Source organism: Tateyamaria sp. LSS28 (genome assembly GCF_059611725.1).
On the sequence record NZ_JCAPFI010000001.1, the window covers coordinates 736,511 to 748,806 of the forward strand.

Sequence of the window (12,296 nt, forward strand, 5' to 3'; positions counted from 1 at the left end):
TCATTGATCGGAATCGCCGCACGCTCTATTTTCCAAATAGGAGGAGTTTCATGGACGCATGGATTTGTGATGCGCAGCGCACGCCCATTGGGCGTTACGGCGGTGCTTTGTCCGGCGTTCGCGCCGATGATTTGGCAGCGGCTCCTATCGCGGCGCTGATGGCGCGCAACCCGGACATGGATTGGGCGAGTGTCGATGATGTCGTCATGGGCTGTGCCAATCAGGCGGGTGAGGATAATCGCAACGTCGCGCGGATGGCTGGGTTGTTGGCGGGTCTGCCTGTGGATGTGCCGGGCATCACGGTGAACCGCTTATGCGCGTCGGGCATGGACGCTGTGGGCTTTGCAGCGCGCGGGATCAAGGCGGGCGACATGGATGTTGTTATCGCTGGAGGCGTTGAGAGCATGAGCCGCGCGCCCTTTGTCATGCCGAAGGCGGAAGCTGCGTTCAGCCGAGCCAATCAGGTTTATGACACGACCATCGGGTGGCGGTTCGTGAACCCGAAGATGAAGGCGGAGTATGGAATCGATTCCATGCCGCAGACTGCCGACAACGTAGCTGCCGATTGGCAGGTCGAGCGTGAGGCTCAGGATGCCTTTGCCGCGCGGTCGCAGACGCGGTGGGCAGCCGCGCATGAAACGGGAGCCTTTGCTGAAGAGATTGCGCCGGTGACCATCCCGCAGCGCAAAGGCGACCCGCTTGTTGTCGATACGGATGAGCACCCGCGTCCCGGCACGTCCGTCGAGAAGCTGGCGGGGTTGCGTGGCATCAATGGTCCAGAGCTGACCGTGACAGCAGGCAATGCGTCGGGCGTAAATGACGGTGCAGCGGCGATGCTGATCGCCTCGACCAAGGCGGCTGAGGCGCAGGGACTGGTGCCCATGGCGCGCATTGTCGGGATGTGTGCTGCCGGAGTTGAACCCCGCGTGATGGGCATTGGGCCGGTGCCTGCGTCCGAGAAAGTGCTGAAGCGCGTGGGACTGACCGTCGATCAGATGGATGTGATTGAATTGAATGAGGCGTTTGCCTCGCAGGGCTTGGCGACGCTGCGCAGCCTTGGTGTGGCGGATGATGATCCTCGGGTGAACGCGCAGGGGGGTGCCATTGCGATTGGGCATCCTTTGGGGATGTCGGGTGCACGGTTGGTGATGACCGCCGCCTATCAACTGAAACGGACCGGTGGCCGCTATGCGCTATGCACGATGTGTGTGGGCGTGGGGCAGGGCGTTGCCATGATACTCGAAAGGGCTTGAGACGATGTATGCACAGATGATCAAATCCGAAGCGACGCAGGACGATCCCGAGAAGCTGGCCGCCTTTCAGGCGCGGATAGATGCGGGAGACAAGATCGAGCCGAAAGACTGGATGCCTGCAGGCTACCGCAAGACGCTGATCCGCCAGATCGGCCAGCACGCCCATTCCGAGATCGTGGGCCAACTGCCCGAAGGCAACTGGATCACCCGTGCACCCACGCTGGAGCGCAAAGCAATCCTGCTCGCGAAGGTGCAGGACGAGGCGGGGCATGGCCTGTACCTGTACTGCGCGGCCGAGACGCTGGGAGTGAGCCGCGATGAGCTGACCGAGATGCTGTTGGATGGACGGATGAAATACTCGTCGATCTTCTCATATCCGACCCTAACATGGGCGGATATGGGCGCTGTGGGTTGGCTGGTCGATGGCGCGGCGATCATGAATCAGGTGCCGTTGCAGCGCACGTCCTATGGGCCCTATGCCCGGTCGATGGTGCGTATCTGCAAGGAGGAATCGTTCCATCAACGCCAGGGCTTCGACATTATGATGAAGATGGCGAACGGGACTGAGGCGCAAAAGCGGATGGCGCAGGATGCACTGAACCGGTTCTGGTATCCGTCCCTGATGATGTTCGGCCCGTCGGACAAGGAAAGCGTGCATTCCGAACAGTCGATGGCCTGGAAGATCAAGATGAATTCCAATGACGAGCTGCGCCAGAAATTCGTCGATCAGACGGTGCCGCAGGCCGAGTATCTGGGTCTGACGATTCCGGATGAGACGCTGACCTGGAACGAAGACAAGGGCGGCTATGACTTTGCCGAACCGGATTGGTCCGAGTTCTTTGACGTGCTGAAGGGCAACGGCCCCTGTTCGGTTGAACGGATCGAAGCGCGGCAGAAGGCCTGGGATGATGGCGCGTGGGTGCGCGAGGCGCGACTGGCGCACGCGGCCAAGAAACGGGCAGCAAAGGTGGCGGCGGAATGAAACTGGCTCAACTCAATGTGGGGTATGCTCGCTATCCAACAGCAGATCCGCGCATGGCGGAGTTCATGCACAACCTCGATCGCATGAACGCGATGGCGGAACGCAGCCCGGGCTTTGTCTGGCGGCTGCAGTCGGACAGCGGGAACGCGACCGATATTGCCGTTCCAGGCGATACAGAGATGATTGCAAACATGTCGGTGTGGGACGATGTGCCGAGCCTTGGGCACTATGTGTTCAACACGCTGCACGCGCGGTTTTACGAGAAGGGCACGAATTGGTTTGTGCCGATGAAAACGCCTCACTTTGTCATGTGGAACGTGCCGGACGGACATATCCCCACGCTGACAGAAGCTATGGAGCGATTGGCACATCTGAGGGAACATGGATCAACTGAAGATGCCTTTGGCTGGGACGCAGTCGATTCATCAGCATGGCGCCGCTGCGCTATGGCAGCGGGGTGACGCGATGAAACAGGAATGGCCCCTTTGGGAAGTTTTCATCCGCGGGCAGCACGGGCTGTCGCATCGGCATGTCGGGTCGCTTCATGCAACCGATGCTGCGCACGCGATCCAGAATGCGAGGGATGTCTATACCCGCCGCAAGGAAGGTGTGAGCATCTGGGTGGTTCCAGCCGCCGACATTACGGCCTCATCCCCCGATGACAAGGGATCACTGTACGATCCGGCGGACGACAAGGTGTATCGGCACCCGACCTTCTTCGACATTCCAGACGACGTGGGGGCGATGTGAGCGTCACGGGCCTTATCCGCATGGGCGACAACACGTTGGTTTTGGGCCAGCGGGTGTCGGAATGGTGCGGGCATGCGCCTGCACTGGAAGAGGATATTGCCCTTGCCAACACGGCATTGGACCTGATTGGACAGACGCAACTGTGGTTGGGTCTTGCCGCCGAGCGTGAAGGTGAGGGGCGCACCGCCGACACGCTCGCCTATCACCGCGACGCATGGGACTTCCGCAACCTACTGCTGGTGGAACAACCGAACCGGGAGTTTGGCGTGACTATGATGCGGCAGTTTCTGTTTGATAGCTGGCATCTGGAGGCGCTGACAAAGTTGGTCGAGCATGACGATACCGAGATAAGCGCAATCGCGCAGAAGTCGGTGAAAGAGGTCACATACCATCGCGAACGGTCCGGCGACATGATCATCGCTCTGGGTGACGGAACCGAAGAAAGCCATGCGCGGATGCAATCGGCCCTTGATCGGCTCTGGCCCTATGTCGGCGAAATGTTCAGTACCGATACGGATGACCTGATCGATATGGCTGCACTGCGTCCCGCCTTTGATGCACATGTTGGGGCCGTTCTGGCCGAGGCGACGTTGACCAGACCCGAAAGCGACTTCGCCCATCTTGGTGGCAAAACGGGCGCGCGGCACACCGAACATCTGGGGCATATGCTGGCCACCATGCAAGTGCTGCCCCGCAGCTACCCGGATGCGACATGGTAACAACCCGCCCCTCGGTACAGGACGTCTGGACATGGCTGGCCGACGTGCCGGACCCGGAAATCCCTGTCATCTCTCTGGTCGATTTGGGGATCATACGCGATGTGCAATGGCAGAGTGATACGCTGGAAGTGACCGTGACACCGACCTATTCAGGTTGTCCAGCGACCAGCATCATCAATATCGAGATTGAGGCTGCACTGCGCGCCAACGGGATCGAAAACCTGTCTCTAAAAAGGCAGATCGCACCGCCTTGGACCACCAACTGGATGAGCGATGCGGGCAAGGCCAAGCTGGAGAACTATGGTATTGCACCGCCGCAACCGGCAGGTGGGCCCGAAAGATGCCCGCACTGCCAATCCACACATGTGGAAAAGATCAGCCAGTTCGGGTCGACCCCTTGCAAAGCGCAATGGCGCTGCACGGATTGCCTGGAACCCTTTGATTACTTCAAGTGCATATGAACCAGTTTCACCCCCTGACCGTGACCGATATCCATCACACCATCCGCGATGCGGTGGTGTTGACGCTCGAACCAAAGGACCCGGAGGTTTTCCGCTTCATTCCGGGTCAGTACCTGACCTTCAAACAGGACTTTGACGGGACCGAGCTGCGCCGCAATTATTCGATCTGTGCAGGGCTGGACGAGGGCCATCTGCAGGTGGGCGTCAAGCGCGTGGATGGTGGAGCCTTTTCCACCTACGCCAACACGGAGCTGCAGGTAGGCGATACGCTGCATGCAATGCCGCCCATGGGCAACTTCCACACGGAAATAGAGCCCAACAGAGGCAAATCTTATCTTGGCTTTGCCGGTGGATCCGGGATTACACCCGTTCTGTCGATCCTGAAAACCGTACTTGCCCGCGAACCTGACAGCACCTTCACCCTGATCTACGCCAACCGGGCCGTGCATACGATCATGTTCCGCGAACAGCTGGAGGACCTCAAGAACCGCTACATGGGTCGCTTCACCCTGATCCACGTGCTGGAAACCGGGCAGGACATCGATCTGTTTTCGGGTCGTGTGGATCAGGAGAAATGCGCAGCGCTATTCAAATCCTGGATCAATGTGGAGGCGGTCGATGCAGCGTTCATCTGCGGGCCTGAACCGATGATGTTGGCGATTTCCGAGGCGCTTGAGGCGCACGGGCTGTCCAAGGACCAGATCAAGTTTGAATTGTTTGGCGCCGGGCAACAGGGACGGCTGGCAAAACAAACGGTGAGCGCACGGGCCGAGGGTGCGGCTGAAACCAGCGTGAAAATTACGCTGGACGGAACCACCCACCAGATGGAAATGCCCAAGGATTCGTCAGTGTTAGAGACTGCTTTGGCGAATTCTCTGGATGCACCCTTTGCCTGCAGGGCGGGCGTCTGTTCGACCTGCAAGGCCAAGGTGACCGAGGGCGAATACGAGATGCTGACCAATCACGCGCTTGAGGATTATGAGGTCGAGGCAGGGTTTGTCCTGACCTGCCAATGCTATCCGATCAGCGACACGCTGAGCATCGACTACGATCAACACTAGGGGGGCATCATGCGCCAGGTTCATTCTTTCGCCGCCGGTGCATGGGTGCCGCCCGGGTCCGGCGCACGGTCAATTGCCAGCGCCATCACGGGGGACGTGATTGCCGAAGCCGGGAACGACGGTTTGGACGTGCAGGGTATGCGCGCCTATGCGCGAGACGTGGGTGGCACGGCGCTGCGGGCAATGACCTTTCACGACCGGGCACGAATGCTCAAAGCACTAGCCCTGCATCTGCGCGAACATCGTCAGGTGCTGTATGATCTGAGCTTTGACACAGGTGCGACGCAGGCCGATCACCTGATCGACGTGGATGGTGGCATTGGCACGATGCTGGTCTTTGCCTCTAAGGGGCGGCGCGAGATGCCGGATGCGCAAGTGTATCTGGATGGCGCGCCAGAGCAGTTGGGCCGGTCGGGCCAGTTTCATGGGCAACATATTTGCACGCCGCTGCAAGGGGTGGCGGTGCATATCAATGCGTTCAACTTCCCCGTTTGGGGGATGCTGGAAAAGGTCGCGCCGACGCTGCTGGCAGGCGTGCCCGCCATTGTGAAGCCTGCCACGGCAACGTCCTATGTGACCGAGGCGTGTGTGCATTTGATGATGGACAGCGGCCTGCTGCCCGAAGGTGCATTGCAGCTGGTGTCGGGGGGGATTGGCGATCTTCTGGATCATCTGGATTGTCAGGATGTGGTGACCTTCACCGGGTCCGCCGATACGGCGCGCGTACTACGCAGTAACGCCAACCTTTTGGGCAACGCGGTCCGGTTCACGGCTGAGCAGGACAGTTTGAATGCGTCGATCCTTGGCCCGGATGCGGGTCCGGGGACGCCTGAATTCGATCTGTTCATAAAGGAAGTGCAGCGCGAGATGACGGCGAAGGCGGGGCAGAAATGCACCGCTATTCGCCGGATCATGGTGCCGGGCGCGCAAGTGCAGGCAGTGATCGACGCGATTGCTGAACGGCTGGGCAAGGTTACCATCGGCGACCCCCGGGATAAGGCCACGAAGATGGGTGCGCTTGTCTCAAGCGCGCAGAAGATCGACGTGCTGGAGAAGGCGATCGAGATCGGGGCGGAGGCCGAACATGTGTTCGGCGATCCTGAGGCCTTCGCAATGGCAGACAGTCGCGGCGCATTCCTGCCGCCCATGCTGTTTCACTGCGCACACCCCGACGCGGCACAGGCCGTGCATGATGTGGAAGCCTTTGGCCCCGTGTCGACCGTCATGCCGTATCGAGATGTTGCCCATGCAGCCGAGTTGTTGAACCGAGGCAAGGGATCGCTGGTGGCGTCCGTCATCACCCACGACAGAGATGTTGCGCGCGAGATCACGATGGCCTCGGCTGCGTTCCACGGGCGGCTCTATTTCAACAACCGTGACAGCATGTCCGAGGCGACAGGACATGGCGCGCCGCTGCCGCACATGGTGCATGGCGGTCCAGGACGGGCTGGCGGCGGCGAAGAACTGGGCGGTATCCGCGCCGTCAAACACTACATGCAGCGGACGGCGGTCCAAGGCAGCCCTGACATCCTGACGGCAATCGGGCAGCGCTGGGTGCCGGGTGCAATCGAAACCTCTGAAAAACCACATCCTTTCACGCGGCCCTTTGGCGAACTTGCACTCGGTCACACCTTCAACAGCCCGTCGCGCGAGGTGACGCTGGATGATATCGAGACTTTCGCCCATTTCACTGGCGACACGTTCTATGCTCATATGGACGACGAAGCCGCCAAAGCGAATCCATTCTTCCCCGGCCGGGTGGCGCATGGTTATCTGCTGCTCAGCTTTGCTGCCGGGTTGTTTGTGCAGCCTGATCCCGGGCCGGTTCTGGCCAATACCGGTCTTGATAGCTTACGCTTCATGAAACCGGTCGAGGCGGGCGACAGCATCAAGGTGCGGCTGACGGTCAAGGCCAAGACGCCGCGCAACGAGGAATATGGAGAGGTGCGCTGGCACGTGACCCTCACCAACCAGGATGACGAGGCGGTGGCCGAATACGAACTGTTGACGATGAATGCCTACTGACACCTATTCCCAAGCCATAAGCAGCCTGAGTGATCTGGGGCCCATGCGCGTTTGGTCCTTGTTAGTGACTGTTTTTGGTGATCTGGCACCGGATCGACCGCTTGAAGGCCCCACTTTGTCGGCTATCATGGCCGAAATCGGGATCAAGCCGGAAGCCTCCCGTGTTGCCTTGCATAGACTACGAAGCGATGGGTGGGTCGGGTCAGAGAAGCTGGGCCGGACCAGCCTGCACAGCCTGACGCCGAAGGGGCAGAGTGACAGTGATGCCGCCCGGGGGCGCATCTATGGTCAACCGCAGGACGCCGAGGCTGTCGTGATCCTGACCGGTGCTCCGGTCGAGCTTGACCCGACCCAATTCGCGCAAGTCGCACCACGCGTGTTTCTTTGCGGACCGTCAGCCGCAATTCCCGCAGATGCCATGCAACTGGCGCCGCAATCCTTGCCGACATGGTTGGGTGCGCAAATCGAGACTGAGGCAATGCGCGATGCGTACAAATCGCTTCACGCCGTTCTAACCGACATCAAGGAGGAGCTTGAAGACGAGTTGAGCGCTTTGCAAACGGCGGCCCTTAGGGTTTTGATCGTACATGCATGGCGGCGACTGACATTGAAGCACCCCGACCTGCCGCGCGCGGCGCACTCATCGGACTGGCGTGGGCATGACTGCCGCGCACTGGTATCACACTTGCTTATGCGTTTCCCAAGGCCCGACCTGGATGCAATCAAAGCCGCCTAAACCACGCTTCCCCATCGGGATAACGCGCGTTATAGCGGGCACATGACAAACCACCTGCATATTTCCGACCTGCCTGACGATCTGGATCTTGGGCCGGTTGTCGCCATCGACTGTGAAACCATGGGTCTGAACCCGCACCGCGACCGGCTGTGCGTGGTGCAATTGTCGGGTGGTGACGGCAACGCGCATATCGTGCAGATCAAGCTGGGTCAGACCGAGGCGCCGAACCTGTGCCGCCTATTGGAAGACCCAAAGGTGCTGAAACTGTTCCATTTTGGCCGCTTCGATATTGCCGCCATGCTCAATGCCTTTGGCGCCGTCACGGCCCCTGTCTATTGCACCAAGATCGCCAGCCGCCTGATCCGCACCTATACTGATCGGCATGGGTTGAAGAACCTTTTGCAGGAAATGTTGGGTATCGACATATCGAAACAGCAGCAGTCCAGTGACTGGGGCGCAAACACGCTGACCGATGCGCAACTGGAATACGCCGCATCTGATGTTTTGTACCTACACAAGCTGCGCGACGTTCTGAATGAACGGCTGGTGCGTGAAGGGCGGATGGAGATGGCGCAAGCCTGCTTCGACTTCCTGCCTATGCGAGCACGCCTGGACCTTGCGGGCTGGCCTGACACGGACATTTTTGCGCACTCATGACCAGCAAGACCCCCTTCATCGACACGGCCAAGCGCGTCATCCGTACCGAGGCCGAGGCACTGACCATCATGGCCGACCGGCTCGATGGCAGCTTTCGCGCGGCGATTGACCTGCTCTTGAATGCCAATGGTCGAATCATTGTCACGGGGATCGGCAAGTCTGGTCACATCGCGCGCAAGATCGCAGCGACGCTTGCAAGCACAGGTACGCCAGCGCAATTCGTGCACCCGGCTGAAGCAAGCCATGGCGATCTTGGCATGGTCACGCGATCAGACGTGGTGCTTGCCATTTCCAATTCGGGTGAAGCGCCGGAACTGGCGAACATGATCGCCTTTTCACGCCGCTTCGAAATCCCGCTGATCGGAATTACCAAAGCGCCCAAGAGCGCTTTGGGTCGCGCCTGCGACGCGGTCCTGCAATTACCCGATCTCGGCGAAGCCTGCGGCACCGGTGTGGTTCCAACAACCTCGACCACGTTGACCCTTGCAATGGGTGATGCCCTTGCCGTGGCATTGATGGAGCACCGGGAGTTTACGGAAGAGCATTTCCGCGAGTTCCACCCAGGCGGCAAGCTGGGGGCCAAGCTGAGCCGCGTGAGCGACCTAATGCATACTGGTGCCGCGATGCCATTGGTCGGCAAAGACACTCCGATGGCAGATGCTCTGATTGAAATCAGCCAGAAAAGCCTCGGGGTCGTGGGCGTAACCGCAAATGATGGCACACTGGCGGGGATCATCACTGACGGTGACCTGCGGCGGCACATGGACGGTCTGTTGTCCTTGACAGCAGCCGATGTGATGACCACCTCCCCCACAACGATCGACGTTGCCGCCCTCGCTGAAGAGGCGGTGGCGGTGATGAATGCGCGCAAGATCACATGCGTGTTTGCCGAGGACGCGAATGCGCCAGGCAAGCCGCGGGGGATTCTGCACATCCACGACTGTTTGCGCGTGGGGCTGGGTTAAGGACATGGCATGGACGGCTATTCAAAACTCGTCGCTTGGCTCAAGGTGCTGTTGCCACTGACAGCACTTGGTTTGCTGTCGACGCTGTTCCTGTTGTCGCGGAACATTGACCCTGTTGCCTCTATCCCCTTCGCGGACACCGAAATCCAAGAGCGTTTGCGCGGGCAGCAAGTGACTGCACCGTTCTATTCCGGCACATCTTCGAGCGGTGACCGCATATCTGTATCGGCTGGTACAATGGCGACTGCCAACGACCAAAACAACGCGGCAACCGATCTGGCGGCGCATATTGACCTGTCGTCTGGAACGCGTGTTGTCCTGTTTTCCGACACGGGCGAGTTTGACCTTGCCTATGGCGCATCGTCGCTGGCGGGGAACGTCGTGATCACAACATCGACCGGTTACAAACTGAATTCAGACGAACTTTTAACCGATTTCGAGAATATGACGGTGAGGTCACCTGGCCCGGTCGCTGGCACTGGCCTGTCGGGGACCCTTGAAGCGGGCCAAATGACGCTCGAAAAAACAGACAATGGCGAAAACGCCCATTTGATTTTCACAAAGGGCGTAAAGTTGGTATACCGCCCTGAAGAATTGGAAGAGTGATAAATCCGTGACTATTTTGCGTGTTATAGCCTGCCTGATCACGATCGGCCTGATTACACCGCTCTACGCCCAGGGAACGCAGGTCGCATTCGGCGCCATAAGGCAGGATACGTCAGCCCCGGTAGAGGTAAGTGCAGACGAGTTGAATGTGGATCAGACCACCGGCGCCGCCATCTTTACCGGCAATGTTGTGATCGGTCAGGGTGAGATGCGACTGTCGGCCCCCCGCGTGCTGGTGATCTATCGCGAGGATCAGGCGGGTATCGAACGGATGGAGGCGACGGGCGGCGTAACCCTGGTATCCGGCCCGGACGCAGCCGAGTCGCAGCGCGCCGACTACAGTATCGATACGGGATTGATCGTCATGACCGGCGACGTCTTGCTGGCCCAGGGGCAAAGCGCCATCTCATCCGATCGCATGACTGTGAACCTGGATGACGGCACCGCACGGATGCAAGGCAGCGTGAAAACAATTCTGCAGACTGGCAATAACTGATGGCCAAACCCAATCTGAAAGTGGCGGGCGGGTCGTCCGGTCTGCGCATATCGCACCTGCGCAAGTCCTATCGCAAGAAACTGGTCATCCGCGATTTCTCGATGGAGCTAAACCGGGGCGAGGTTGTGGCGTTGCTGGGACCCAATGGCTCGGGAAAAACAACGACTTTCTATGCAGTGGCCGGGTTGGTGACACCGGAAGGCGGCACCGTCACCCTGGATGGAACGGACGTAACCAGCTTGCCCATGTACCGCCGCGCGCAAATGGGTATTGGGTACCTGCCGCAAGAGATGAGCATCTTCCGGGGGCTGAGCGTGCAGGACAATATCCTTGCCATCCTCGATATCGTTGAGCCCGATCGACACAAGCGGCGTGAGCGGCTCGAAGAGTTGTTGAGCGAATTTTCCATTGAACACATGCGCCGTGCCCCCGCGTTGGCCCTGTCAGGTGGGGAACGGCGTCGGGTCGAGATTGCGCGGTCGCTGGCTGCAAATCCGAAATATCTGCTGCTCGACGAACCATTTGCCGGGGTCGATCCGATCTCTGTCGGAGATATCCGGCATCTTGTTGCGGATTTGAAAAAGCGGGGCATTGGCGTCCTGATTACGGATCACAATGTGCGTGAAACCCTCGAAATCGTGGACCGTGCCTATATCCTGCATGACGGGCAGGTGCTCATGTCAGGTACACCGCAAGACGTGGTGCAGAATGAAAATGTGCGCCGTGTCTATCTTGGCGAAAACTTCCGTATCGGCTAAGCAACGGCGCGCTTGCCATGTCCGCTTTTCATTGACTCCGAGTGCACTTTTGGCGTGCAATGACAGTATGGCTTTTACGCTGACCAAGATCTGCAACACTGTCACCCCGCCTAAGGGTTTTGACATAGATCACGGTCACGACGTGCCTTTTCCGCAATTCTAAAAACATAACGCCGCCAGCATCTTGGCGGCACGGAACATGCATTGCGGACACATCAGAAGGAGCAAGAATGCAGTATCAAATCAGTGGCAAACAGATCGATATCGGCGAAGCGCTGCAAACCCATGTGCGGGACGATTTGGGCGCGGTTGTACAGAAATATGCCGAACGCCCGACAAATGCCCAAGTGGTGTTTTCCAAGTCTGCACATGAATTCGTATGTGAAGCGACGGTGCACCTGTCCACCGGTCTGACCGCTCAGGCTAAGGCCCATGCCATTGAAATATATGCAGCTTTTGACGGATGTTCCGAAAAAATGGAGAAGCAGTTGAGGCGGTACAAACGCCGTCTCAAGGACCATCACAAGGAACGCGCGCAGCCTGTTGAACTCTCTGGCGCGGCCTCTTATATCCTCGCGTCTGACGAAGGAGCGGGCGACTCGGAACCCGAGACGCTGCAACCCATGATCGTGGCCGAGATGGAAACCAAGATTCCGTCGCTGTCGGTTGGTGAAGCGGTCATGCAAATGGAATTGGCGGGCGCCCCAGTGTTGGTGTTCCGAAACGAAGGAAAAGACGGGCTGAACGTGGTCTACCGTCGCGAAGACGGGAACATAGGTTGGATCGACCCGTAAGGGATCGGTGCTTCGGCGCACCGACGAGAGAGC

15 protein-coding genes are annotated in these 12,296 nt (G+C 59.1%); all 15 read left to right on the forward strand.

Features of this window, described 5'->3' with window-relative positions; all coding sequences use genetic code 11:
* Positions 1 to 50: 50 nt before the first annotated feature.
* The 15 genes from pcaF (at position 51) to hpf (ending at position 12,263) form a co-directional block, all read left to right on the forward strand.
* Positions 51 to 1,253 (forward strand): 3-oxoadipyl-CoA thiolase, encoded by a 1,203-nt coding sequence (gene pcaF / locus AC53L6_RS03700; protein ID WP_496906846.1) that lies wholly within the window; start codon positions 51 to 53, stop codon positions 1,251 to 1,253.
* A 4-nt stretch (positions 1,254 to 1,257) separates the two neighbouring features.
* A complete protein-coding gene (gene paaA / locus AC53L6_RS03705) occupies positions 1,258 to 2,235 on the forward strand; it encodes a 1,2-phenylacetyl-CoA epoxidase subunit PaaA (protein ID WP_496906847.1) in 978 nt (325 codons plus the stop codon).
* Positions 2,232 to 2,696, forward strand: a complete 465-nt coding sequence (locus tag AC53L6_RS03710; protein ID WP_496906848.1) for a DUF3291 domain-containing protein — start codon at positions 2,232 to 2,234, stop codon at positions 2,694 to 2,696. The genes paaA and AC53L6_RS03710 overlap by 4 nt, the downstream gene beginning before the upstream one ends.
* 4 nt (positions 2,697 to 2,700) lie before the next feature.
* Positions 2,701 to 2,985 (forward strand): 1,2-phenylacetyl-CoA epoxidase subunit PaaB, encoded by a 285-nt coding sequence (gene paaB, locus AC53L6_RS03715; RefSeq protein ID WP_299600640.1) that lies wholly within the window; start codon positions 2,701 to 2,703, stop codon positions 2,983 to 2,985.
* A 20-nt stretch (positions 2,986 to 3,005) separates the two neighbouring features.
* Positions 3,006 to 3,704 (forward strand): 1,2-phenylacetyl-CoA epoxidase subunit PaaC, encoded by a 699-nt coding sequence (paaC, locus tag AC53L6_RS03720; protein WP_496906995.1) that lies wholly within the window; start codon positions 3,006 to 3,008, stop codon positions 3,702 to 3,704.
* Positions 3,698 to 4,165 carry a 1,2-phenylacetyl-CoA epoxidase subunit PaaD gene (gene paaD / locus AC53L6_RS03725; RefSeq protein WP_496906849.1) on the forward strand — a complete coding sequence of 156 codons (468 nt, stop codon included), beginning with the start codon at positions 3,698 to 3,700 and terminating at the stop codon, positions 4,163 to 4,165. Before paaC ends, paaD begins: the two co-directional genes overlap by 7 nt.
* Positions 4,162 to 5,226, forward strand: coding sequence for a 2Fe-2S iron-sulfur cluster-binding protein (locus AC53L6_RS03730; protein WP_496906850.1), 1,065 nt, complete (start codon positions 4,162 to 4,164; stop codon positions 5,224 to 5,226). Before paaD ends, AC53L6_RS03730 begins: the two co-directional genes overlap by 4 nt.
* A 9-nt stretch (positions 5,227 to 5,235) precedes the next feature.
* Positions 5,236 to 7,251: a phenylacetic acid degradation bifunctional protein PaaZ gene (paaZ, locus tag AC53L6_RS03735; RefSeq protein WP_496906851.1), complete on the forward strand. Its 2,016-nt coding sequence runs from the start codon at positions 5,236 to 5,238 to the stop codon at positions 7,249 to 7,251.
* The gene (locus AC53L6_RS03740) at positions 7,241 to 7,987 is read left to right on the forward strand and encodes a PaaX family transcriptional regulator C-terminal domain-containing protein (protein ID WP_496906852.1); all 747 of its coding nucleotides are present in this window, start codon (positions 7,241 to 7,243) and stop codon (positions 7,985 to 7,987) included. The genes paaZ and AC53L6_RS03740 overlap by 11 nt, the downstream gene beginning before the upstream one ends.
* Positions 7,988 to 8,029: 42 nt before the next feature.
* Positions 8,030 to 8,644, forward strand: coding sequence for a ribonuclease D (locus tag AC53L6_RS03745; protein WP_472726495.1), 615 nt, complete (start codon positions 8,030 to 8,032; stop codon positions 8,642 to 8,644).
* Positions 8,641 to 9,609: a KpsF/GutQ family sugar-phosphate isomerase gene (locus tag AC53L6_RS03750; protein ID WP_496906853.1), complete on the forward strand. Its 969-nt coding sequence runs from the start codon at positions 8,641 to 8,643 to the stop codon at positions 9,607 to 9,609. Before AC53L6_RS03745 ends, AC53L6_RS03750 begins: the two co-directional genes overlap by 4 nt.
* 9 nt (positions 9,610 to 9,618) lie before the next feature.
* Positions 9,619 to 10,215: a hypothetical protein gene (locus tag AC53L6_RS03755; protein ID WP_299600655.1), complete on the forward strand. Its 597-nt coding sequence runs from the start codon at positions 9,619 to 9,621 to the stop codon at positions 10,213 to 10,215.
* Between the two features lie 13 nt (positions 10,216 to 10,228).
* On the forward strand, positions 10,229 to 10,711 hold the full coding sequence (lptA, locus tag AC53L6_RS03760) for a lipopolysaccharide transport periplasmic protein LptA (RefSeq protein WP_299203644.1): 483 nt from the start codon (positions 10,229 to 10,231) through the stop codon (positions 10,709 to 10,711).
* Positions 10,711 to 11,469: an LPS export ABC transporter ATP-binding protein gene (lptB, locus tag AC53L6_RS03765; protein WP_496906854.1), complete on the forward strand. Its 759-nt coding sequence runs from the start codon at positions 10,711 to 10,713 to the stop codon at positions 11,467 to 11,469. Before lptA ends, lptB begins: the two co-directional genes overlap by 1 nt.
* Before the next feature lie 230 nt (positions 11,470 to 11,699).
* Complete coding sequence (hpf, locus tag AC53L6_RS03770) at positions 11,700 to 12,263, forward strand: ribosome hibernation-promoting factor, HPF/YfiA family (protein ID WP_299203133.1); 564 nt, start codon at positions 11,700 to 11,702, stop codon at positions 12,261 to 12,263.
* Positions 12,264 to 12,296 lie beyond the last annotated feature (33 nt).